This is a genomic window from Ligilactobacillus equi DSM 15833 = JCM 10991 (assembly GCF_000615765.1).
Lineage (GTDB): Bacteria > Bacillota > Bacilli > Lactobacillales > Lactobacillaceae > Ligilactobacillus > Ligilactobacillus equi.
The window spans coordinates 56,563-77,148 of sequence record NZ_BAMI01000003.1; the positions used below are offsets into that span (position 1 = coordinate 56,563).

The window sequence follows — 20,586 nt, forward strand, 5'->3', positions numbered from 1 at the left end:
AATAACTAGGTGACTGATGATGACAACTACTGAAGTTTATTAATCTTTAACAATACCAGCTAAGGTCAGGAGCACTTTAATTACTCCTGTCACAAAGCTGATAAATTCATATACTATAAAACTTCCTACTAAGAAGTTAGCGATATACCAAGTTAAATCGCTAACTGTAAAGAAGGGGAGTAACTTGAACGTTATACTCAAAATCGAGTACAACGCTAACATCCCGACTGTTCCGTAAAAAAGTTCGTGAATAGTCAGGACTCTTTTGATTTTATATCCCGTCCGCAACATGTACTCTGTTGCAGACAGGATTTTATTTATTAATGTCTTTGTTTTTGAATTCATTATAAATTTCTCCTTTATTGAAAATCTGCTACCCAAGTATCTGGAGACAGAAAGGACATCCAAATACCAATTGCTATGAGAGCCAAAACAATTGCTCCCAAAACAGTGTATGCAGGGCTCCACTCTTGCCCTGCAGAATTCATCAATTTCACCGTATACGCTCTGTACTTAGCACTAAGAATGGAACGGATTCCAGCGTATTGTGCCATTCCTGCAACAACTGTTACGGGAATAACAATACCTACTAAAAACAGAGCCTTAACAATGATAGTAATGATTAAAGTGAACATTTTTATGTCCTCCTCGTAATGATAAATTTATAGTGAAAAAACACTACAAAATCAAACTAATAGCGACTGACTCTGGAAGGAGCTAATGAGACGCTTGCAACTGATGAGACTACTAAAAAATAACCACCCATATCAGGGTGGCATTTTTTTTAATTAAAATGGTAAATCAAAAGTTTCTTCATCTTCACTATTTTCTTTTATAATGAGCCTATTTTCAATCAATCTCTTTCTAGGCTTATTGTTTGCATACTTACTAATATACCAAAACGGGCATTAGCAATTTCATCTCGAAACTCCTTTCTTATTTTATTAGAAATTCTACTGTTTTTACGGCAGGTATTCTTATCGAAACCTACCATAAAGGTTCCGCCTTGTAATATATATCTGTCCTCCAACATTCTAGTTGGAGTAACAGCTAAATATTTTTTGCTTACTTTTCTTTTTAGTCTACTTTTCATTTTATTATCCTTTCTCGCCTCAAGGGCAAACTAAAAACAACTTACAACATAGTAAAACTAATAGCGACCGACTTTAGAGGGAGCTAATGGTACGCTTACAACTGATGAAAATACAAAAAATAGCCACCTCATAGCGGGGTGGTTATTAATGATGGAGTAAACTAAAAACCCCAGCTTACTCCGTTACTACGACCGTTATCATAGCCACTATCGTATCCGATTTGATATTCATCTTCGGCAAAATTATTGATAGCTTCTACCAACAATTCTTCTTCTTCTTCGGAAGAAAATTCCAACTTTCTCAGAATTTTTTCCAAATCTTTCTCATATTCATTATAATAAGAACCTTTAATCTTTTTCATTTCAAATCCCTCCGTATGTGTATACCTACTATTGCTACATAGACATGCTAATAGCGACCGACTCTGGAGGGAGCTAATGGGACGCTTACAACTGATGAAATTGCTAAAAAATAACCACCCCATAACGGGATGGCTATTTTTCTGGTGTAATTCCTTTTCTCTTACATATTTCTAAATATGAATCAACGGCTTCGTGAAAATCTTCAATAAGTTCTTCGTATGTCTCCCCTTCGTATGGTAAATAGCTTTTTTTCAATCCTTCTACTTTTCCAAATAACATACCATTTTCCATAGAAAGTTCGATTGAACCTTCGTATCCTTTATATTGAATTTTTTGTTTTATGATTACAACCCCTTTACTACTTTACTACTTTCAATATATCTCTTACCTGATATGGTAACAGTTCTTTTCTAGGATGTGGTTTGTGCAATTGAAGTTACTCAATATTATACTCATAATTCTTTTAGTTACAAGAGTAGTTGCAATTAAAATATAGAAAAAGAAATTTACGACAGAGTAAATCTGATAGCGACCGAGGAGGGCGCTAATGTATATAGGATAACTAATGAGAAACGACTAAAAAACCACCTACTAAAAAGTAAGTGGTCTGCTACTAAGGTAAAGCAACAACAACCAAGTTAGGGATGTCGCTAACAGTCGAAATCACCTCGCTCCAGTTTGCTCCCGCAAGTCCACAACCAATAAACTTGGGAATGTAGACTGTCTGTGTAGCAAACTTCTCGCAAGTTCTCCGAATAGATGCGGTAAGTTTGGCAACGTCTGTGTACACCTTGCCAGTCTTACGTGCATTTCCAAAGTAAAACTGAGAGAACGAGTTCACAACAGCAAGGTTGTCGCTCACTCTAATAAGCTGACACTTACCAAACAAGTATTCAGCATCAAAACGGGTAAAGTACTTGTGGTAAGCCGTCTTCACAACTGGAAACTTGGTGTAAATGGCTTTGGCAACTCCTGCTCCCATACGGTTCTGACAATTAACCTGCTGAAAGATAATCCCAGCTTGTACCTTAGTGATATCTCCAATGATTTCTTGCATATTTAATTCCTCCTGTATCTTAACCAATGATATCGTAACAAGCTCAGGAAAATTGTGACCGAATAGGGAGCGTTAAATTAATAGGGAAATATTTTAACTTTAATTACATAACTTGTGGCCACAATAAGGACAATACCCATATTTTAAGGCATTGAAATATTGTAATTCCTCTTTACTATGATGTTTGCAGTTGTCATTTCCTTGTCCTTGCAAGTATTCAACTGTTACACCAAAGAAGTTGGCCAACTTGTGCCAATTTTCTATTTTTGGGTTGCGTGTACCCTTTTCATATCGGGATAAAGTGGGGTTAGATATACCAACTTTTTCCGAGAGTTGTTTAAGTGTTAAACCTTTTTTCTTCCGCAATTCCTTTATTCTGTTTTCCATAAAATCACCTTACCTCCATGTTATATACTGCTACTTCGCAATTGGACAATTTACTTACATAACTTGTGGCCACAATAAGGACAATACCCATATTTTAAGGCATTGAAATATTGTAATTCCTCTTTACTATGATGTTTGCAGTTGTCATTTCTTTGTCCTTGCAAGTATTCAACTGTTACACCAAAGAAGTCGGCCAACTTGTGCCAATTTTCTATTTTAGGCTTTCTTGAACCTTTTTCATTTTCTTTTTTTTCATAGCCGCTAAGCGTTGAAATCGCCAAACCAACCGACCCGCTCAACTCTTTCAACGTTATACCACGCTCTTTTCTCAATTCTTTTATTCTATTTTCCATAAAAACACCTTACCTCCATTGTCCCGTCACTGTGCCTCATTTTTTTGAGGTAGGGAGTGCTAAATTAATAGGGAAATATTTTAACTTTAATTACATAACTTGTGGCCACAATAAGGACAATACCCATATTTTAAGGCATTGAAATATTGTAATTTCTCTTTACTATGATGTTTGCAGTTGTCATTTCCTTGTCCTTGCAAGTATTCAACTGTTACATCAAAGAAGTCGGCCAACTTGTGCCAATTTTCTATTTTTGGATTACGTTGCCCTCTTTCGTAAAAACTTAAGCCTTGGTTACTTATCCCAACTTTTTCCGAAAGTTGTTTAAGTGTTAAACCTTTTTCTTTTCGCAATTCTTTTATTCTATTTTCCATAAAAACACCTTACCTCCATGTTATATACTGCTACTTCACAATAAAACTAATAGTGACCGAATAGGTCGCTAACGGTTAGTGACTTGCTAGCAAGCATAATAATGTACAATATAGGAAACTTAAGCTTAATGGACAATTGTCCCGTCGCTGTGTCTCATTTTTTTGAGAATAGAATACTTTCTAATAATTGACTTTTATCTAATGAGGTGGGTGGTTAACTAATGGAATACGCTTATATCTCAAGGATCGCCTGCGAAAGGAATGGATGTTTTGGCGGCTTGCCCGCCTAAGCAGCCATGGATTGAGCACGCTCTAGGGATGCTTTTATTTTATAGATTTTTATAACATTCCTTCTTTATATTTTTTTAAATTAAATACAAAAAACATGACAATTACAATTTAAAATGTTTTAAAAAAGGTAAGGAGGCGAAGAAAAAATGGTAAAAGATAAAACTTAACCTGAAAAAATAAATGATTTTATTTTATATAAAGCAAAAGATGTAAATATAAATAGCATTTAATAACTACCTATATTGCAAGAACCACCAAAATAAAACATTTAATACAAGTAAGAAGTGTAAAAGAACATGGAACTGTAGTGATGAGCAGTATACAACTTAAAAGAGATACTAAAGACTTTAAAATTATAGATTCAAACGGCAACAAGGTAGAGGTAGGATATTCTAGGGATGATCTGGTGGTTAGCGTCAGCATATCATTGTAAGATTGTTTTATATGGTATAGATATTTTACGTGTAATTTATGTTGTTATAGCTTACAATTAAGCATTTTTGTAAGACTCTTACATTGAATTGTGCTGAATAGTAAGGGTTTTTGCCTAAAATAAAAACCACTAAAACTAGCAATTTATCACTAGAATTAGCGGTTATTTGTAAGACTGTTTTGTTTTTGCGAAATGGCAATATCGAGCCAAGTAAAATCCAATTTAACCAACCGTCATATTCTTAAATTTTCTTTTACCGTGCCGAAGATTATATATAGTGGCGGTCGGCACGCTTTTTACTTATATCGATTTTCATTTTTATTTTTCCTACTCTCCTAGCCATGAAATGAAATCGGCAAAGCCATTTTTCATTTCGAGGATTTCAGCCAAATCCTCACTACCGTTGAGGTTTTGAGAGGCTTCTTCGATATACCAGTCGAATTTTTCGATTTCTTCGCTTGATATATCTTCCTCCTCTAAAGCCTCATATAGGTCAATTTCATCAACTTCAACCCATTCTTCGTTCTCCCATTTTTCTAGGAGGGCTTGAGCGATTTCGTCTAAGCTCATACTATCAGCGTTTACGCTAACAACATGTTCTTCGTTGGCGAAATATTGAACGTTGTCGTCTTTTCCATAGACGCTCCACGTTGCGGTTGAAATAAAATTCTTAATTTCTTCGATTGTCATAATTATCGTCTCCTTTTTGTTGCCTTACAACTATGTTATATAACATTTACTATATAGCACAAGTGTTTATTGAAATTTTTTTCAAAACAAAAAAGCCTACCAAAATCGGTAGTCTTATGTGATATCTAAATAGCTAATGTTAATTCGATAACGTCACCATGCTGTTCTTCAACTAAATCGGGGTAATCAGCCATAAGCTTTTCACGTTCTGCTGCTGAAATTAGTGGAATAGTAGGGGATGGCTTAGCTTGTTTATTGCTAATATGCTTTTCGTCATAGTCTTTAACTGCTTCTCTAAGACTTGGAAATAGGTTATCAAAGTAATTCTCGATTTCTTTCTCTAGCCCCTTGTATTGAGCGTAAACAAGCTTTTCTACATAGTCTTGGTGAGGTTTAATTACAGATGTTTTCAATCCTAGACGATCCATATAAATTTCAAAGGCCCTAGCAAATACTTCAGTAGGAGTAATGTAGTAATCGAAGTGTTTAAGCACGTATGGAAGTTCTACTAACTGTTGGGCTGTAAGTTGTTCGCTAGTGGTTTGATTGCCTAACTGGTTAGATGATGCTAAGTTTTTCATTTTGTCGGTATACTTAATCAAAATATCTCTAAATTCAAGAGTGCTACTTTGCTGCTCTTCGGGGTTTAATTGATAGTCTAAGTAGTGGCCATATTCGTGTATAAACGATTGAATGCCAATACCTGAAAGAGTAGGGGTGTCTTTGTAGTCTTGATTGTCTCGAAAGTCAATGACAAGATTATTCAAAAGATTAACGTACATACCTAACGCTCTGTAATTACCTAGTTTCCTTAAACGGAGAGTAGGGATGTTTGATGTTGAAGGCAATACATATTCCATAAGAGAGGATACTTCTTTAGAAAAAGTAGGTAGCTTTTCTAAATCAACATCGTTATCAAACTCTAGCTTAGCAAAGTACTTGTTCAAACGATCGTTCTTTGCTGCGTTTTGGGTTTTAAGGTTTACTTGCTTCTTATCCTCCAAGCTCTAGCGTGAGTTAATTTATCAAGGTCAGATTCGTATCGTTGTTGCAAAGCAGCACCGTAAACTAAAGTAGTGTATTGCTCGCAAAACCTAATAATGTCATTACGAACTTGAACTTTTTTGAGGTAAGCAAGTTTGTAGTTATAGTGAACACCGTTTTCTTCGACTTTAATCGCAATATTTTGAGGATCATCATAGTTTGCTTTAATTTCACCGTTCAAGTATTTCTTATATAATTCTTCTAATTCTAGGTCGTTCCTTGAAATTTCATAAAAACGGAAATAACTTTTTTGCTTCGAAAAGATTTTATTACTAATGTTGTCTAGTAAATCTTTAAATTCTTTGGTTTCAAGTTCTGTTCGTTCTTCTTGAAAATATACATTACTGATGTCTTTAATGATTTGGGTATATCCGTATTCTGCTCTACTAAAAGTAAAAATACTAATATCGGGCATTGACCTGTAATGATATGGAGCATCAAGCTTAACAATTTTTTCTTGATCGAGGAATTTAATGACTACAAGATTTGACTTTTTCTTATTATCGGTATAGTGGATTCTTGCAGGCATGAGTGTACCTATTTTATCAATATCTTTTTCATTATTATAAATGCGTTGAAGTTTATCAAAAACTTCATCTTCGGTTAAAGAGGGAGCAAATTCAATACGTTCATAGCCAAAAAGGCAATCAATGTCAATAAGCATAGTTTTAATAACATCATTAATATTGATGTTTTCTAAATCAGTTGTCTTATTGATATAATTAGCAATTTTTCTAAACCTTGCGTGTAAATCATCATTAACTTTAAATTTCAATGTTGGCTTTGTTTTTGTTTTACCGGGAGTATTGCTCTTTTTTTTAAATAGTGATGTAAACATAGTTAAATCATCCTTTCTTTCTTGTTCGATATAAAAACTACATAATCAAAAGGATAGGGGCTTTAGCCCGTAACTAGAATAATTACTAAGCAACTTTAGACTTCGTATAGGAAGATTAAAGTAAGCTTTTTGGAAAGAATCATCCCGTTAGAAAAAAATAAAAATAACCACCAATGATAGGTGGTTAAATAGAAAGTATTATGATATTAGTATTTAAAACGTATCGGATTACCAAAATCTTTGGCATCTTTATCATCAAAAAATTGTGCTTGAACATTACCATTAGGGTACCGAATAAAAATTTCAAACCAATCAAGTCCATTTTCGTCTAGATATTCAGTTTGTTCAGTATCTAAGCCAATTTGCATTTTTAGAAGGTCAGTTTTAGAAACTGAAAAGCCATTCTTTCGTTTGGCTAAGAATTTGATAATCTGATGATCCGTAAAGTTCTTTCCGACATATTCTAAGATTTCGTTCTTGTCGATATTATCGAGTATACTTTCCATATTTTTCACCTTGTTTCTTTTCAACGTTGAATTTGCTAAGCAAAAACTTCTTAAAGCTGCTATCGTTTTCACCATATTCAGCTTTATCTTCAAGATATTTTGCAACACAGAGAGGATTTGCTAATTCGTCCATCCATTCTTTAGGACTATTCTTTGTAACTTTTTCTAAGTCAACATATTCGAATAAGTATGGTAGCATTTCTAAGGCTTTAGTTGCAAAGAAGACTGAATCTAAGCTTTTTCCAAGATAATTATTAAAGCCTACACGGTTGCTATTTTGCTTTTTAAAAGTGTCAATTAAATCATCAACAAGACTTTCAAATTTGTCAACAAATTGTTTGTCTACAGGAAGAAAGCCGTCTTTTTCAAGTACTTTTAGTGATTTTTCAGCTACCTTATCTTTATTCTCGTATAAGAAAATATCGTCATTGGTGTATGTTGCTTGTACATATTCTTCTTCATCACCATCAACGCTAACCAGTTCAATTAAGCCACCAAAACAAACACATTCAATGTATGAACGGTATGATTCGCTAATTTCTCGGTTATCTGCAAAGGTAATAAACTCATCTTCACCTTGATAGTATCCTTTGATTTCGGCGAAGTTAATATGAAGAATGTTTAGAACTCTTTCGAAAGCTCCACTAAATCTGTCAGCCTCGCAACAGTCAATTATTAAGAAATTTCTAGAATCACTTAAAATTTTATCTTTAGGATTATTCGTTTCGCTAGCATCATTATAAGAGTACTTTGATAATAGTTCCATGATGTCGCTATCATCATGGTAATATTCGGCGGCATATAGTGGCTTAAAAGTGAATATTAGGTTTTTGATATCTTGTGCATTTTTATCTATATTTTCAAATAAGTTATGAATTTTATTTTCAAATATCTTTTGAAATCCATTTTTTCCTGTAGTCAATCCTGTAATTAATAAGCCGTCATCTTCTAACATTTCGTAGTACATGTTGTAACTTTCTTGATCGGTTACTGTCTCAAGTTTGTAAAAAGAACCGTTTTTAGTGAATAAATTGTCAATTGTTTTCATAATTAAATTCCTCATTTCCTTTTTTAATTCTACAAAGTAAAAAAAATAGGGGGCTTTAGCCCTAAAATAAAAAAAGCCACCATAATTGGTAGCTATTATAGCTAAATATTTTCGATGACTTTTTGCCATTTTTTGATTTGGTCTAATGTCTCGTTACTTTCAAAAATGGCGTCGATTTCGGTATAAAACTCATCTACTTGGTTACTATAAGGACTGTTGTATAGCGCAAGTAGGTCTTGCATTTTTGGAAGAAGTCGATTGATAACTTCTTCTGGGTTCATGCTTAAAATTTTATAGTTGTTATTGGTATTGTCATTGTAAAGATATTCGCTAACAAGGTCAGAAATGCTTTGCATGTGGTATACCGTTTCAATGTTAGTAGGGTGGGTGAATTCTTTTGGATTACATGAACTATAAAGAACACTAACCCTGTTATTGATTGCTAAATCTAAGCCGCTAAGAAATACTTGTTTCTTTTTCCAATTTTCCATTTTAATTTCTCCTTGTTAAATACAATAAATTTTTAATTCTGGAAATTCTGCAATATCTATTGTTCCATTGTCGGCAGCAGTTATAATATCCTCGATTGGATATTCTTTTTCAGGTTCATGTAGAACCATATACCAACGGGAGTCGTCTTCGTTTTTGTAAAAGTAGTTTAACGCTAAATCGGACTTCTCAAAGTCTAGATTAAGCATGTCAACAAGAATGTCCATGAAGATAATATCGAAAAGTTTCCCGTATTCTAGGTGAAATCTGAAGTTGTTTAGATATTCAGCATCTGTGTTGCCTTCTTTTTTCGTGAAAGAATCAAAATCAAGATAAATAATATCTTGCTCATCAAGTTGACGTAAAACGGTTTGAATAATATCTGCACGGTCCGCATAATTAGGTGTTTGTTGTTTTGTTTGTTTGAATAATACCATGTTTTTACCTTCTATTAACTATATTTTTATTTTTGGATGTTGATGCCTAATTCTACTGCTAGACTGATGTTACTTTTGGGATTGAAGACTACTAAGGTTTTGACCATTTCAAATTTACCTTTGTACTCGTAACCTCCTCCAAATACTTTAAAGACTAATTGGTTATCGTCCGTTAAAAGTACATCATATCCATTTTTAATATCTAGAGTGTCTAACAGAGAGTAGTAGTCTTCTAGGTCTAATTTTAATTCTTTGGTTTCGTGCTTGGAACGGTTATACGTATCAATGTAATCAACGGTTACATAGCATTCACAATTAGGCAATTTAGAAAGCAAGGCATCGCATTCTTCAATATGCTTGTTCCAGTCTTCTTCTGTATTAATGTCCATAATACTTTTACTATTTAATAAGTGCATTTTTTACTCATTCCTTTCGATCTATTCATAAATTACGCAATCTGTAAATTTGATTTTATCTAATAGTTCTTCCCATTCATCGTCCATTCTGTTTTCACGAATTTGGTAGGGGAGGTAAACCGTTAAATTCTTTTGTTTGGCCCACTTATCAATCTTGATAATGTTATCAGCTAAACAATCTAATTCTGCTTTTTGTCGTTTGTTTACGTAGTGCAATTCTTTGTTTAAACGAGAATATGAGTTAACAATTTTTAGATTGTTGTCAACTTCAATCAAGGATAGTTTCCCATATAATTCTTTGTCAGGGTCTTTTTCTCTAAGTGAAACCATCTTGTCCCAAAAAGCAGGGTAGAGGTTACTCAATTCCCAAGTGTTGCGGTTATCAATTTGGTTGTAGCAGTTAACTTCGTTGAAGATAACTCCTTCTTTAATGTCGTTTATTTCTATGTCTTTTAATTTTAATACCATAGTAATCGCTCCTTTTTATTTAACTACATAGTCAAAAAAATAAGGGCTTTAGCCCTAAAAAAATAAGCCACCAAATATGGCAGCTAAATATCAAGTTTAATGCAAATGTAGGGATAATTCTGTTTCTTATAAGTCTTCTTCAGTTATTCCAATATTTTTAAAAAATTCTTGTTTTGAATCAGTATCGAAGAATGTATCTAATGCTACTCGTAAGGACATCCAGGTTTCTGGTGGATTGTCGTAACCCGTCCCGTAGAATGTCTTAATGACGACATAATCTAATAATTCATCAATGTTATTTTCTAGTGGATTTTGACAGTGGAACTTCAAAATGCAATCCAAGATTTCTTTCTTGCTAGAGCAAATCCATGTATAGCTGTCATCATAATCAATAACATAGCATGGTTTGGCTGTATTCCAAGAAAAATCAAAGTTAGGTAAGTTGTGCTTTAGGAAAAGCATAATCTTATCTTTGGCTGTTTCGCTGTTACGAGATAATGCTTTAGTGAAAACTGGCTTATCGTTAATTCCAATATTGAGTAGTCCAGAAATGGTTAACGATTTCCCAGTAGGGTACGCATAGATGCAGTTAGCTTTATTGAGCCAACTTCTGGCACTATTGATTCGCTGTTCACCAGTCTTCCTGTCAGTTGCGATGATAGAGTGAGATAAGATATCTCTGATTAATTCTTTAGTTAATGGCATATTTTTCACCTATCTTTTTCAAAATATAATGCAATTCCTGCATCTTTGGAAACTCGTCTTAGTTCTTTCTTGTATTTATCGAGTTTTGCTCGAGTTTTCTTCAAAAATTGGTAATCATCGATAAGCTGATCTGGGAAATCTTTGAGCAGTTCATCAGTTTTGCAAATTAGGCTAACTGTGTTAAATATTCTTTCAAATCTTTTTTCAAAGTCAATCGAATTAGAGCCTAAATCGTTTTCTTGTAGTTGATTGAAACCAAGTTCTGCAAGAGAATACCGATACTCGTTTGAGCTAGCCGTATTCATGATTTCTTTGAAGAGGTCCCAACATTTATTGTAAAAGTCTGCTGACGTCTCATCGTAAGCATCTTGAGTGTCGATATACTCAAAGAAAATATCTTTGGTTAGTTTGTTTTTGGCTAATTTATCACTAATTTTGTTGATTTCGTCAATCGTGTACAATCTTTTCGTCCTCATTTCTTAAACGATTTCACAAAAATCATCAAACTTTTTAAGAATATTGGTAAGAATACTTTGGGTATCTTGCTCTTCAAAAGAATCTTGTTCAAGGTCTTGCTCAGTTTCTTCTTGTACCGCTATGCAAAGTTTATCTCCTTGCTGTGGCTTAAAAAGAAGCGAAGAACAACTTCCTTTTTGCTCTACATCTTCAACTGCTTCAAAATAATCGTCTTTCTGAAACGCTACCGCAAGATTAAAATAATTTTCCCCACCGACATTAATAGATCGTGTCAGTCCTTTGAATTTTCCTTTTTGGTACTTCCAATCAGTTGAGAGGAGAACGGCTAAGATTTCTTCAGCCGCACTTTGTACGTTTTTTCTTGCTATTGTTAAGTTTTCCATTATTTTCACCTCATTTATTTTAATTTTTTTCGACACTTTTAATTGCGAACATAATATAAGTACTTTCGCGTGGTACACGGAATACATTATCAATGCTAGAGTGCAAAGAGTTATAGTTTTCAATTTCGTTTTTTCGTTGAATAGCTTCTACTGGGTCGTCTGTTTGAAAGACAGGGGCTTTATCGTACTTTTCTTTAGTAAGTGATTTAAGCTCTTCTAACGGAATGTCTTTTAATTCGACTGGATCAGTTTCGTACTGAGCTCCCCAACCATTATTGAAACGGTGATAAATGAACAGCTTAATTCGGAACGTGACGTGTGTTTTCAGTTCGTCCATTAGTAATTTAGTACTATTAGAAATGCCGTTTTGGTATAAGTCATGTTCACCGAAACCATCACCAAAAGTGATGTCACCTAGGCTCACGAACTCTTTATCTAATTCCATACTTCCTGCGGTGATGAGCTTGCTATCTTTGCCTAACACATGTTCTTTAAGGTAGGCGAGGGCTTTTGCTTTTCCAATCCAGTCGGGGATGATAAAGTAGCGTGAGTCTGTAATTTGATAAATTTTCCATTCAGGTAAATTAGACTTAAGGTAATCCAAGATTTCAGCTTTAGCCGGATTATCGCTTGCTAATACTAGTTCAGCTGATGCTTGCTTTTCACCGTAAAAGTGAGCTTGATTTTCAAAATTACTATCGGCATCATCTGCCATTGATTGTACAAGTTTCAAAGCATAGTTCATCTTGTTGTATTGAGACTTATGTTTATCAATTAGCTTATCAATATGCTTGTCCCAGTCTTCATTAGGTCGAATACTTGGATAATGACCTTCTTGCAAAATCATAGCGCCATTTTCAACAATGGCATAATTAAATGACTGGTTCACGTGATGAATAATTTCTTCTCTGGTATGGTAAGTTACAGGGATTACCCATTCAAACCAGTCATAGTCTTCGTATCTAGCATTTGACTCAGGATTAACAAGTTTATCTTTTGGTTGACACGAAAGGTAAAGTAGCTTACTGGTAATATAACCAATAGGCTTTGCATCAGTATACTGTGTTTCTCGGTCAAACATGATTGGAACTTTCTTTCCTGTGAATTTATCCGCTGTGTGAAATAAAGTGTTGTCTAAACTGGTTGCTAAATAATACATAATTTTTTCCTCCGTATTTTTGCTTTTGGTATATAACTACGAAATCAAAAAAATAAGGGCTTTAGCCCCTAACGATAATTTCCTAGAAATAAATGGCAAAAAGTAACCACTCTCAATCTAAGAGTGGTTACCAATAATTGTTATTTTTTAAAGATTCTCTTTAAATTTAGCTTGGGCAAGACTTACTTGTTCTTTGATTCCTGGGATGTTCAGAAGTTCATCTCTAAAACCGATAAAAGCCTTTTCCAATTCTACAAAATCTAAATCTAATGACAATTTCTTTTCCTTACGGTTTTGCCATGATTCTAGTAGAATGTACCATTTTTCAGTATCGTTATCTCTGCGGAAACCTTTAAATTCGATAGGGTAGGTCTCGTTTGCCCATGTATCGAAGAGTAAGTCACTAACGATATGATATCTGTGTGCAAGGATCCGAAATACTTCAGATTCTTTAGTGGAGATTTCTTTTCCGTCACGATATCTAACGATGTTGTCATCAACATAAACTACGTTAGGATCCTTAAGTAATTCCTCATCATTTAGGTACAGTTCATCAGCAATACCTTTAGTTTCAATAATGTGTTCACGTTTGTGTTGAAATTCATCACTATTATAATCAATCTTAACAGTGTATAGCTTTCCATTTTTGATGTTAATTTTAGTGTAAAGTTCGCCCTCGTAGATTGCTGTATAAGTAAATATTTTATCGCTAAATTTTTGAGAAATTAGATAAGCGACAGTGTTATCTTCTATCCACTTTTTAAACCACATAACATGATTATTGTCATCTCGATAGACGGGCCAACAGATAGGCTTTTCGTCATAATCAGGGTCAAACTTTTTGAAGTCTAACACCATTTCTTCTTCCTGAATCCCATAACCACGATTAACGGTGTCTTTATGGATGAGTCCTATCGCTACAAGTTCGTCATAGTTTGCGTCGATAGTGTGTAATGTGTAATTAGCCATGATAGCTTACTTCCTTTCTTGTAAAAAAACAAAATACTTAATAACTTTTACATAAGCAAAAACATAATGGCGAGAGCCACTTAAACTATGATTCCAATCAAATAAAAGAAAAAACCACTCAAATAAGAGTGGCTATTTTTTCTAAAACGGAACAAGTGATGGGTTGTTGAGGTTGCTATTTTCAGGTGTGCGATTTCGCTTTTCTCGTTCTTTTTTCCAGTGGCGTTCTTCCCAGAATGTCTTTCTGCGGGTAAAAACAGTTCTTGTGTCTAAATCGAAACTTCTTTCGTTCTCTTCTTTAAACTTAACAATCATGTTGCGTAATTCGTGGACTGCTAATGATGTTTTTTCAGGAATACCTAAGGGAATTTCTGGGTGATTATTGAAGGGGTCGCTCATTTCTGATGCAGCCCAGTACATTTTTCTAACTTTTACCTTAATTCTTTTATTCATGCTTTTTTCCTCCATGTTTAGGTTTTGATTTCTAATAATAATGTCAATGGTTACTTTTGAATGTCGGGCTATTTTAGTCGAATTGGATACTCAAACTCATATTTGCCATCATCAACATGTAAATAGTGCTCGTCAACGCCGTAACGTTCAGAGTATACCGTAACTAAGACTGTGTTTTCTTTTACATTTTTATCTTTGAAGTACTTGGAAACTTCTTTTTTGATTAAAGCTTGTGCCTTATCATATCGAGAAGGTGTTCCATTAAGTGCATCAAAACCAGTATCATCGTATGGCTCAACTTCTACATGTTGATAACCATCAGTACTCAGGCCGGTTATGAAAATGCTTTTTAACAGAGAGTTTTTCGCTTTCATTCCTTTGAGTTCGTATAGCGTTGGGTTCATAATTAATTTCCTCCTTATTTATCGCACGTATGAGTTGCGTATATTTGTGATTGAAGAGAAGTACTCTAGGATACGATTTCCGGTAAGTTCGAATTTATTGCCGTCATCGTCAAATCCATAGAAAACCTTTGATAGTGGTACATATAAGGTTGCATATTGCCAGTTAGGGTAGAGCAATTTCTTAGGAACCCAGATGTACTTCTTCTTATTAGTTGGTAATTCAACTAAATAGCTTTGTCGGTACTGTTGTTATAGTGAATCTGTTCAATTAGTATTCGTGTCTTCATTTTTCCGACCTCTTCTTTCTTCTTGATTTTTAAACTACATAATCAAGAGGATAGGGGCTTTAGCCCAAAAAAACCACTATAACTAGCGGTTTTATTCCTAATTAGTCAATTAGAAATTAGAATGGGATGTCATCATCTTTGAACACGCTACCAGAGATGTAATACTTCTCGATAAGCTTGTCGATTGCCCGAATACGATATTTTTCAGTTGGGCCCATAGTAGTATAGCAATTCCTGACAACAGAATTTAAATAACCTGGTTCTAGTTTTTTCAAGTCTTTAATGCGCAAAATGTTGTCATGAGATAACTTTGATGTTTTTTGCTTAAAGAAAGTTGTTAATTGTAATAATTCTGCGCGGTTAAGTTGTGTCAAAATCTTGTTTTTGAGTCTCTTTTTCATTTTGAATCTCTTCTTTCTTGTAATTAATTGTATGTTTCCTACAGAGTCAAACAGATATGGGCGATAGCCCTGAGTAAATGTGCAAGCACACACGTTAGAACAAGTCAACTACCCCTCTCTAAAGAGAGGGGCTTGTAAGGTTGAACCTTACGGTTCTCTTTAAAAGAAAAACCACCATTATAGGTGGCTTTGCTAAATCTTACAAGAAATTCAAGTTCATTGGGTCAAAGGTATCATCGTTAGCGGTACTACCTTGACTTTGTTGAGGTGTTGTTTCTTGAGGTTGTGGTGTTTGTGAGGTTGTTTGAGATGCATTGTTTTGTTGTACATTGTTGCTGTTTGCAAATTGTGCTGTTTGAGAAGCTGTATTATTTTGTGTTGGTACTTGTTGTGATGCAGAAGGAAAACCGTTGGTATTATTAAAGGTTTGGCCCGCATTTTGTGGGAAGTTATTAGCATTAGGTGCTACTGGAGTAGTTTGATTCATGCTATTAAATCCTTGATTTTGAGGTGCAAATTGTCCTTGGCCATTAGGCATAGCTCCTGGCATAGCAGGAGAAGATGCTGGAGCACCATGTGTTACACTAACGTTTTCAGCTTGCACATTAATGTATTCACGACGCTTATCGCCTTCACCTGAAATGGTAGCACGTAAAGTACCAGTTACGATGACTTCTGTACCTTTCATAATGTGAGTAGAGAGGTAGTTGATTGATGGGGCATTCCATGTTTCAATGTTAAAGAAGTCAGAGTCATATTCTCCGTTACGATTCTTGAAGTTTCGTTGGACCGCAATACGGAAACTCATTACTTGACGATTTTCCACATTTCGAATTTCTGGGTTACGTACTAAGCGACCTTGTAAAACTGTAATATTTGTTGACATAATTTTGTCCTTCTTTCTTTTTGCTTTTTTTGTTATAAAACTACATAATCAGATGAATAATAGGCTTTAGCCTATTTGTTCTAATAATTTGGGGTTATTCTAATTTAATTATCCCTAAGTATTGAAGTATGGTGCAACTATCTATTTATGATTTTAGACAACTTCTAGGTACTCATAGCAATCTTTCTTAATCTCGCTAAGAATTTCTGGATCGTTCAATTTCCAAATAGCTAGGAAATTGTTTTCTAGTTTTCTAGATAATTCAGATACATTTAAAGTCTTGCTTTGAGAGTAGCCTAAAACATCTTTTAAGAGTCGTTGACCTATCATAGAGTAAATGTTAATGGCAGGTTCAAAGTGCATGATATAAGCCTCATAATCGCTTAAATGGTGTTCTTTTTCTAACAGGTCACTAACATTAGGGAATGAAAAGCTAGGTGTAACTGAAAACGACAGTTTACTTGTCTTGTGTGTAATAGTGTCATGTTCAAAGCAATCGATAGTAAATACTTCGTTATGCTTAACCATTGAGTTAATAAGGCCTTCGTATGCGCTAAAGTTGTCCTTGCCAAAGAATTCATTACCATTTGCGATAAATTGCGTTATAGATTCTTTAGCTTCAAAACTGAAACTGACTTTATTTCTTATTTTGCTTGTAATGTTGATAATATTAGGGATATTCTTGTTTTCGTTGACCCATTTAAAAATTTCGACGGAATGTGTCTGTTCAAATTCGAATGGGAATGTGATGATGCCTGTAATTTTCTTCAAAATAAATTCCTCCAATTATTACTAATCAATCTTGATTTTTCTTTCTTGAAATTGCTTAATTTTTACTACATAGGCAAAAAAATATGGGCTTTAGCCCTAAACAAAAAGCAACCACCAAATCAGGTGATTGCTAGAAAAATATGCTTTAGTCTGGACTTCCAAGAGCAGTTGCTAATTTTTGATGCTGAGATAATTCTTCAGAAGTACGTATAGCATTAGCTTTAATACTTTCGACAATATATTCAACGAACTTACCATATTCACCAGTTGCATGTGTTGGTAGTTTTAGTCCGTAATCTTCAAATGCTTCTGCTAAGGCACAAGCATAGTAATCAGACTTTGAACCACCGTCATTACAAGTGAATGTAGCAATAAGACGAATGTATAGACTAGTAAGTTTACGTTTATCGTCAGATGCGTTTTCTAAGATTGTAACTCCAGGAATGCTGAATAATTTAGTCAGTAATGTCTTGCTTTCATCAGCATTAAAGCTATCTAAATCAACATCGTTGTTAATGTTATTGATTGCTTTTTCTATGATTAATTCTTTTAGTTGTGTTTGTTCCATGTTTTTTTCTCCTGTTCGTAGTTTAAATGTTGTCTCGGTCAATAGAACCGGTATCAAGGTCGATATCAAGTGTTCCAATATCGTAGTAGGGAATTTCTTGGCTTTCTAACGCTTGAATTAAGTTGGTATCTGACATTGAAAGGGCTCGAACGATATCGAGCGTTTCTTCGTCACTAATATGTGCTTTTTCATTAATGGCGTCAACATCATATGCGTTATTATGCCAAAATTGTTTTAGTGGCTCTAGTTCTTCTTTCCAATCATTTTTCAAATAATTGCGAAGAAATTCGGCAAGTTCTTTTTTACTTGTCACCATTTCTGCAATGCTATATTCGCTTCTAGTACGCCAAATATCCGTGTAATAAAGAACGTAAACTGTGATTTTGCTTTGATTGCGTAAATTCATAATTTTTCCTTCTTTCTTGTTTGCATTGTGCTTTAATACTACATAGGCAAAAAAATAGGGGCTTTAGCCCACAAAAAAAGCAACCACCAAATTAGGTGATTGCTAAGATAGAAAATATAATTGTCTGCATAGTGCAGTTATTGTGTTTTTTAAATTTTTGGTTATATGTTATTTGCTAATTTTCTTTAAGAAAAGTTCATTTAATAGGTCAGTGTCTTCACATCGCCAGAATGAGATGCCTCCTTTGGTTTCTTCGTTTTCAATAATTTCGTCAATTAATAAGTCGATAGCCTCTTTTAAAGAATATTGCTTTTTGAGGTCAGGGCGAAGATTATCGTACCATGTTTCGCCATAGTCATTGATAAATTCTTTTGTTTCATATTCATCAATCTCGTGAAAATCAGGAGAAAAGCTATGTTCTGAAGATTCAAAGACATAACCGTCTTCGAAGTCTTTTTCAATAAGCTCACGATCGTTATAATCGTAATTTTCTGCAGAAGCTTGTTCTGGATTAATGCTATAAGAATCATCTTCTTTAATATAGCAAGGTGTTAGAATATCTTTGAAATGTCCAAAAAGGCTTATTCCTGGTTCGTATTCATCGTAGTCAACAGTAATTTCCTTATGGTTCTTGGAAAATAGCTTAATAAGCTTGTGGTAATTTTCATCACCAGCCTCTGCTTTAATAGCAAAGTTATATGAATTTAATAAGGTCCAACGACCGTTTCCGATGATGTTGAGTTGGACTTTATCTTCATTGTCTTCAGCATCGATAAATGGCTTTTTTGGATCCATTGCGTTAATAAAGATGCCGTAGTCGCATGACTGATAGAAGTTATCTTCTGAAAAGTAGTTGTCTAAGAAATCTTTATTATCGAGGTAAAATTGTTTGTCGATTAGAATTCTACCTTTAATATCTGAGATGTTTGCCATTTTATTTCCTTCTTTCTTGTTTGCATTGTGTTTTTAATACTACACAAGCAAAAAAATATGGGCTTTAGCCCTAAAAAAACTAACGTCACAAGATTTGCTAAGTATTTGCGTTTTTCTTTAGCATCACGTATGATGTGGATATCAGGTAAGAAAGCAGGTGGCATGTTTGACTCAAAAAAAGAAATCGAAAGATGAAATTATTACTTTGCCAGTAATTATCGAAAAAACAAGCGATGAGAAGTATCCATATTTCGTTGAAATTCCAGATATTGATGGTTATACGCAAGGTTCTTCTGAAGCTGAAGCCCTGCTTATGGCAAAAGATTATATTGGCGAGTAATATAGCTAGTCATGAAATCAAAAGCAATCCCAGATTGCCAATGATTGAAGAAAAGAAAACACAGAAAAAAGCGATGCTTGTTCAAGTGATTGTTTCGTAATTCAGAAGAAAGCATCCCGATATTAACCAAGATAATTCCTGTTAGAAAGAAGTGACGATTTAGATGACGACATGGAAACAGTTCAAAAAAGAGATAACAATTCTGTCACCAGAAGAAACGAAACTTATTGATGTTTTAGCACTTTTGGTTGTTAGGCGATTAGAATTAGGCATAACACAAGAAGAATTAGCTGAACGTATTGGAATGACTCAATCACGAATTGCAAGGATTGAAGCAGTTGACTCAATTCCTAGTCAGACAATATTGGAACAATATGCTAATGGTATTGGTTTTGACACGCAAACATTTTTTTCTAGTGTGGAAAAGACATGTGATTAAGCTGTGTAAATATTTTGCAGCAAAAAAAGCCACCATTAGTTGGTGGTTTTTTCTTTTGTATGCGTTACTTACTCATATTATAAGACAATTTTAGCTTCTTTGTGTGTTTCAACTTTAACTTCTTCAAGGATTTCACCGTCTTTATTAAAGGCTTTACCGTCTTTTAAGGTGATACCATTTTCTTTCTTGAATGCGGTCCAGTCAAAAGTGTACGTGGCTTTTACAAAACTAGGGTACTTTGCCATCATTTCATCGTTATCAATAATTTTCTTATTAGTAACAGAGTACTTAACCGTCCCATGTGGAGTGGAAACATTTTTCTTTCCGGTTTGTTCGTAAGTGGCTTCTGAATAGTATTTAGCCAAAGTTTCCCAACGACGTTTCTTGTCGTTAACTTTTAATAGTAAATTATCAGCTCTCTTTTTATATGTGCTGATAATAGTTTCAAACTCTTTGTTAATTTGTTCTTCTTCTGCTTGCAGTTCTCTTAGACGAGTGAAGACTAAATCTAATTCAGCACTATTAGTAGGGAACCATTCAGGATTGTTCATCTCTGGAAATACTGATAATACTTTAAAACTGTCATTTACATCAACGTCTCCAACTGTTTCAACAGGAACTTCCGTAGCTGCTGTGGGTGTGATTGTTTCTTGTAACTTTTCTTCGACATTAGTTGTTGGCATAATATTCATCCTTTCGATATAAAAAACGTCAACTA

At 34.2% G+C, this 20,586-nt stretch carries 34 protein-coding genes; 2 read left to right on the top strand and 32 right to left on the bottom strand.

The features are described from left to right. Positions 1–39: 39 nt before the first annotated feature. From JCM10991_RS01630 to JCM10991_RS01780, 31 genes are all read right to left on the bottom strand, one after another. Positions 40–345, bottom strand: a complete 306-nt coding sequence (locus JCM10991_RS01630; RefSeq protein WP_025020359.1) for a hypothetical protein — start codon at positions 343–345, stop codon at positions 40–42. 14 nt (positions 346–359) lie between these two features. Then, a complete protein-coding gene (locus JCM10991_RS01635; protein ID WP_025020360.1) occupies positions 360–635 on the bottom strand; it encodes a hypothetical protein in 276 nt (91 codons plus the stop codon). Between the two features lie 218 nt (positions 636–853). Further along, on the bottom strand, positions 854–1,093 hold the full coding sequence (locus tag JCM10991_RS01640) for a hypothetical protein (protein ID WP_025020361.1): 240 nt from the start codon (positions 1,091–1,093) through the stop codon (positions 854–856). Between the two features lie 161 nt (positions 1,094–1,254). Continuing rightward, entirely contained in the window at positions 1,255–1,455 is a 201-nt protein-coding gene (locus JCM10991_RS01645) for a hypothetical protein (protein WP_025020362.1), read from the bottom strand. Between the two features lie 133 nt (positions 1,456–1,588). Next, positions 1,589–1,747: a hypothetical protein gene (locus JCM10991_RS15070; RefSeq protein WP_155889546.1), complete on the bottom strand. Its 159-nt coding sequence runs from the start codon at positions 1,745–1,747 to the stop codon at positions 1,589–1,591. A gap of 322 nt (positions 1,748–2,069) precedes the next feature. Further along, entirely contained in the window at positions 2,070–2,513 is a 444-nt protein-coding gene (locus JCM10991_RS01655) for a macro domain-containing protein (RefSeq protein ID WP_025020363.1), read from the bottom strand. 99 nt (positions 2,514–2,612) lie between these two features. Then, positions 2,613–2,900, bottom strand: a complete 288-nt coding sequence (locus tag JCM10991_RS14250) for a helix-turn-helix domain-containing protein (RefSeq protein WP_025020364.1) — start codon at positions 2,898–2,900, stop codon at positions 2,613–2,615. Positions 2,901–2,950: 50 nt separating this feature from the next. Continuing rightward, the gene (locus tag JCM10991_RS12125; RefSeq protein WP_025020365.1) at positions 2,951–3,253 is read right to left on the bottom strand and encodes a helix-turn-helix domain-containing protein; all 303 of its coding nucleotides are present in this window, start codon (positions 3,251–3,253) and stop codon (positions 2,951–2,953) included. A gap of 86 nt (positions 3,254–3,339) precedes the next feature. Beyond that, on the bottom strand, positions 3,340–3,627 hold the full coding sequence (locus JCM10991_RS14255) for a helix-turn-helix domain-containing protein (RefSeq protein ID WP_025020366.1): 288 nt from the start codon (positions 3,625–3,627) through the stop codon (positions 3,340–3,342). 1,051 nt (positions 3,628–4,678) lie between these two features. Then, entirely contained in the window at positions 4,679–5,041 is a 363-nt protein-coding gene (locus tag JCM10991_RS01675; protein ID WP_025020367.1) for a hypothetical protein, read from the bottom strand. 125 nt (positions 5,042–5,166) lie between these two features. After that, on the bottom strand, positions 5,167–5,823 hold the full coding sequence (locus JCM10991_RS01680) for an LPD1 domain-containing protein (protein ID WP_162149483.1): 657 nt from the start codon (positions 5,821–5,823) through the stop codon (positions 5,167–5,169). Positions 5,824–6,023: 200 nt separating this feature from the next. Next, positions 6,024–6,923, bottom strand: coding sequence for a hypothetical protein (locus tag JCM10991_RS01685; protein WP_025020369.1), 900 nt, complete (start codon positions 6,921–6,923; stop codon positions 6,024–6,026). 206 nt (positions 6,924–7,129) lie between these two features. Next, positions 7,130–7,429: a hypothetical protein gene (locus JCM10991_RS01690; protein WP_025020370.1), complete on the bottom strand. Its 300-nt coding sequence runs from the start codon at positions 7,427–7,429 to the stop codon at positions 7,130–7,132. Then, positions 7,410–8,606 (bottom strand): hypothetical protein, encoded by a 1,197-nt coding sequence (locus JCM10991_RS01695; protein WP_156409493.1) that lies wholly within the window; start codon positions 8,604–8,606, stop codon positions 7,410–7,412. The genes JCM10991_RS01690 and JCM10991_RS01695 overlap by 20 nt, the downstream gene beginning before the upstream one ends. Beyond that, complete coding sequence (locus JCM10991_RS01700) at positions 8,579–8,968, bottom strand: hypothetical protein (protein ID WP_025020372.1); 390 nt, start codon at positions 8,966–8,968, stop codon at positions 8,579–8,581. Before JCM10991_RS01700 ends, JCM10991_RS01695 begins: the two co-directional genes overlap by 28 nt. Before the next feature lie 15 nt (positions 8,969–8,983). Beyond that, positions 8,984–9,403 (bottom strand): hypothetical protein, encoded by a 420-nt coding sequence (locus tag JCM10991_RS01705; protein ID WP_025020373.1) that lies wholly within the window; start codon positions 9,401–9,403, stop codon positions 8,984–8,986. Positions 9,404–9,429: 26 nt separating this feature from the next. Beyond that, positions 9,430–9,792 carry a hypothetical protein gene (locus JCM10991_RS01710; protein ID WP_156409492.1) on the bottom strand — a complete coding sequence of 121 codons (363 nt, stop codon included), beginning with the start codon at positions 9,790–9,792 and terminating at the stop codon, positions 9,430–9,432. A gap of 48 nt (positions 9,793–9,840) precedes the next feature. Next, the gene (locus JCM10991_RS01715) at positions 9,841–10,287 is read right to left on the bottom strand and encodes a hypothetical protein (protein WP_025020374.1); all 447 of its coding nucleotides are present in this window, start codon (positions 10,285–10,287) and stop codon (positions 9,841–9,843) included. Between the two features lie 126 nt (positions 10,288–10,413). Then, complete coding sequence (locus JCM10991_RS01720; RefSeq protein ID WP_025020375.1) at positions 10,414–10,992, bottom strand: hypothetical protein; 579 nt, start codon at positions 10,990–10,992, stop codon at positions 10,414–10,416. A gap of 5 nt (positions 10,993–10,997) precedes the next feature. Further along, positions 10,998–11,453: a hypothetical protein gene (locus tag JCM10991_RS01725; protein ID WP_025020376.1), complete on the bottom strand. Its 456-nt coding sequence runs from the start codon at positions 11,451–11,453 to the stop codon at positions 10,998–11,000. A gap of 18 nt (positions 11,454–11,471) precedes the next feature. Continuing rightward, complete coding sequence (locus JCM10991_RS01730) at positions 11,472–11,852, bottom strand: hypothetical protein (protein ID WP_025020377.1); 381 nt, start codon at positions 11,850–11,852, stop codon at positions 11,472–11,474. Positions 11,853–11,871: 19 nt separating this feature from the next. Continuing rightward, entirely contained in the window at positions 11,872–13,011 is a 1,140-nt protein-coding gene (locus tag JCM10991_RS01735) for a hypothetical protein (protein ID WP_025020378.1), read from the bottom strand. Between the two features lie 147 nt (positions 13,012–13,158). Next, on the bottom strand, positions 13,159–13,980 hold the full coding sequence (locus JCM10991_RS01740; protein ID WP_025020379.1) for a hypothetical protein: 822 nt from the start codon (positions 13,978–13,980) through the stop codon (positions 13,159–13,161). A 141-nt stretch (positions 13,981–14,121) separates the two neighbouring features. Continuing rightward, positions 14,122–14,433: a hypothetical protein gene (locus tag JCM10991_RS01745; protein WP_025020380.1), complete on the bottom strand. Its 312-nt coding sequence runs from the start codon at positions 14,431–14,433 to the stop codon at positions 14,122–14,124. A 68-nt stretch (positions 14,434–14,501) separates the two neighbouring features. Then, complete coding sequence (locus tag JCM10991_RS01750) at positions 14,502–14,837, bottom strand: hypothetical protein (protein WP_023859234.1); 336 nt, start codon at positions 14,835–14,837, stop codon at positions 14,502–14,504. A 403-nt stretch (positions 14,838–15,240) separates the two neighbouring features. After that, complete coding sequence (locus JCM10991_RS01755; RefSeq protein ID WP_023859233.1) at positions 15,241–15,525, bottom strand: hypothetical protein; 285 nt, start codon at positions 15,523–15,525, stop codon at positions 15,241–15,243. Between the two features lie 199 nt (positions 15,526–15,724). Then, the gene (locus JCM10991_RS14260; RefSeq protein WP_023859232.1) at positions 15,725–16,411 is read right to left on the bottom strand and encodes a single-stranded DNA-binding protein; all 687 of its coding nucleotides are present in this window, start codon (positions 16,409–16,411) and stop codon (positions 15,725–15,727) included. A gap of 153 nt (positions 16,412–16,564) precedes the next feature. Beyond that, positions 16,565–17,182 carry a hypothetical protein gene (locus JCM10991_RS01765; RefSeq protein ID WP_025020381.1) on the bottom strand — a complete coding sequence of 206 codons (618 nt, stop codon included), beginning with the start codon at positions 17,180–17,182 and terminating at the stop codon, positions 16,565–16,567. Between the two features lie 145 nt (positions 17,183–17,327). Continuing rightward, a complete protein-coding gene (locus tag JCM10991_RS01770; RefSeq protein ID WP_156409491.1) occupies positions 17,328–17,792 on the bottom strand; it encodes a hypothetical protein in 465 nt (154 codons plus the stop codon). Continuing rightward, complete coding sequence (locus JCM10991_RS01775; protein WP_025020383.1) at positions 17,773–18,156, bottom strand: hypothetical protein; 384 nt, start codon at positions 18,154–18,156, stop codon at positions 17,773–17,775. The genes JCM10991_RS01770 and JCM10991_RS01775 overlap by 20 nt, the downstream gene beginning before the upstream one ends. A 168-nt stretch (positions 18,157–18,324) precedes the next feature. After that, entirely contained in the window at positions 18,325–19,089 is a 765-nt protein-coding gene (locus JCM10991_RS01780; RefSeq protein WP_025020384.1) for a hypothetical protein, read from the bottom strand. Between the two features lie 166 nt (positions 19,090–19,255). Between JCM10991_RS01780 and JCM10991_RS15075 the strand changes: the two genes are divergently transcribed. Then, entirely contained in the window at positions 19,256–19,429 is a 174-nt protein-coding gene (locus JCM10991_RS15075; protein ID WP_155889548.1) for a type II toxin-antitoxin system HicB family antitoxin, read from the top strand. A gap of 163 nt (positions 19,430–19,592) precedes the next feature. Then, a complete protein-coding gene (locus JCM10991_RS01790) occupies positions 19,593–19,868 on the top strand; it encodes a helix-turn-helix domain-containing protein (protein WP_025020385.1) in 276 nt (91 codons plus the stop codon). A 77-nt stretch (positions 19,869–19,945) separates the two neighbouring features. Here the strand turns inward: JCM10991_RS01790 and JCM10991_RS12145 are convergent. Then, positions 19,946–20,586 (bottom strand): host-nuclease inhibitor Gam family protein (locus JCM10991_RS12145; protein ID WP_155889549.1); only part of this gene is annotated, 641 nt, incomplete at its 5' end.

Excerpts from the sequence above, each read along its gene's own strand:
- JCM10991_RS01630 (WP_025020359.1), bottom strand. The coding sequence starts at position 345 with ATGAATTCAAAAACAAAGACATTAATAAATAAAATCCTGTCTGCAACA.
- JCM10991_RS01635 (WP_025020360.1), bottom strand. The coding sequence starts at position 635 with ATGTTCACTTTAATCATTACTATCATTGTTAAGGCTCTGTTTTTAGTA.
- JCM10991_RS01640 (WP_025020361.1), bottom strand. The coding sequence starts at position 1,093 with ATGAAAAGTAGACTAAAAAGAAAAGTAAGCAAAAAATATTTAGCTGTT.
- JCM10991_RS01645 (WP_025020362.1), bottom strand. The coding sequence starts at position 1,455 with ATGAAAAAGATTAAAGGTTCTTATTATAATGAATATGAGAAAGATTTG.
- JCM10991_RS15070 (WP_155889546.1), bottom strand. The coding sequence starts at position 1,747 with ATGGAAAATGGTATGTTATTTGGAAAAGTAGAAGGATTGAAAAAAAGC.
- JCM10991_RS01655 (WP_025020363.1), bottom strand. The coding sequence starts at position 2,513 with ATGCAAGAAATCATTGGAGATATCACTAAGGTACAAGCTGGGATTATC.
- JCM10991_RS14250 (WP_025020364.1), bottom strand. The coding sequence starts at position 2,900 with ATGGAAAACAGAATAAAGGAATTGCGGAAGAAAAAAGGTTTAACACTT.
- JCM10991_RS12125 (WP_025020365.1), bottom strand. The coding sequence starts at position 3,253 with ATGGAAAATAGAATAAAAGAATTGAGAAAAGAGCGTGGTATAACGTTG.
- JCM10991_RS14255 (WP_025020366.1), bottom strand. The coding sequence starts at position 3,627 with ATGGAAAATAGAATAAAAGAATTGCGAAAAGAAAAAGGTTTAACACTT.
- JCM10991_RS01675 (WP_025020367.1), bottom strand. The coding sequence starts at position 5,041 with ATGACAATCGAAGAAATTAAGAATTTTATTTCAACCGCAACGTGGAGC.
- JCM10991_RS01680 (WP_162149483.1), bottom strand. The coding sequence starts at position 5,823 with ATGTACGTTAATCTTTTGAATAATCTTGTCATTGACTTTCGAGACAAT.
- JCM10991_RS01685 (WP_025020369.1), bottom strand. The coding sequence starts at position 6,923 with ATGTTTACATCACTATTTAAAAAAAAGAGCAATACTCCCGGTAAAACA.
- JCM10991_RS01690 (WP_025020370.1), bottom strand. The coding sequence starts at position 7,429 with ATGGAAAGTATACTCGATAATATCGACAAGAACGAAATCTTAGAATAT.
- JCM10991_RS01695 (WP_156409493.1), bottom strand. The coding sequence starts at position 8,606 with ATGGCAAAAAGTCATCGAAAATATTTAGCTATAATAGCTACCAATTAT.
- JCM10991_RS01700 (WP_025020372.1), bottom strand. The coding sequence starts at position 8,968 with ATGGAAAATTGGAAAAAGAAACAAGTATTTCTTAGCGGCTTAGATTTA.
- JCM10991_RS01705 (WP_025020373.1), bottom strand. The coding sequence starts at position 9,403 with ATGGTATTATTCAAACAAACAAAACAACAAACACCTAATTATGCGGAC.
- JCM10991_RS01710 (WP_156409492.1), bottom strand. The coding sequence starts at position 9,792 with ATGGACATTAATACAGAAGAAGACTGGAACAAGCATATTGAAGAATGC.
- JCM10991_RS01715 (WP_025020374.1), bottom strand. The coding sequence starts at position 10,287 with ATGGTATTAAAATTAAAAGACATAGAAATAAACGACATTAAAGAAGGA.
- JCM10991_RS01720 (WP_025020375.1), bottom strand. The coding sequence starts at position 10,992 with ATGCCATTAACTAAAGAATTAATCAGAGATATCTTATCTCACTCTATC.
- JCM10991_RS01730 (WP_025020377.1), bottom strand. The coding sequence starts at position 11,852 with ATGGAAAACTTAACAATAGCAAGAAAAAACGTACAAAGTGCGGCTGAA.
- JCM10991_RS01735 (WP_025020378.1), bottom strand. The coding sequence starts at position 13,011 with ATGTATTATTTAGCAACCAGTTTAGACAACACTTTATTTCACACAGCG.
- JCM10991_RS01740 (WP_025020379.1), bottom strand. The coding sequence starts at position 13,980 with ATGGCTAATTACACATTACACACTATCGACGCAAACTATGACGAACTT.
- JCM10991_RS01745 (WP_025020380.1), bottom strand. The coding sequence starts at position 14,433 with ATGAATAAAAGAATTAAGGTAAAAGTTAGAAAAATGTACTGGGCTGCA.
- JCM10991_RS01750 (WP_023859234.1), bottom strand. The coding sequence starts at position 14,837 with ATGAACCCAACGCTATACGAACTCAAAGGAATGAAAGCGAAAAACTCT.
- JCM10991_RS01755 (WP_023859233.1), bottom strand. The coding sequence starts at position 15,525 with ATGAAAAAGAGACTCAAAAACAAGATTTTGACACAACTTAACCGCGCA.
- JCM10991_RS14260 (WP_023859232.1), bottom strand. The coding sequence starts at position 16,411 with ATGTCAACAAATATTACAGTTTTACAAGGTCGCTTAGTACGTAACCCA.
- JCM10991_RS01775 (WP_025020383.1), bottom strand. The coding sequence starts at position 18,156 with ATGAATTTACGCAATCAAAGCAAAATCACAGTTTACGTTCTTTATTAC.
- JCM10991_RS01780 (WP_025020384.1), bottom strand. The coding sequence starts at position 19,089 with ATGGCAAACATCTCAGATATTAAAGGTAGAATTCTAATCGACAAACAA.
- JCM10991_RS01790 (WP_025020385.1), top strand. The coding sequence starts at position 19,593 with ATGACGACATGGAAACAGTTCAAAAAAGAGATAACAATTCTGTCACCA.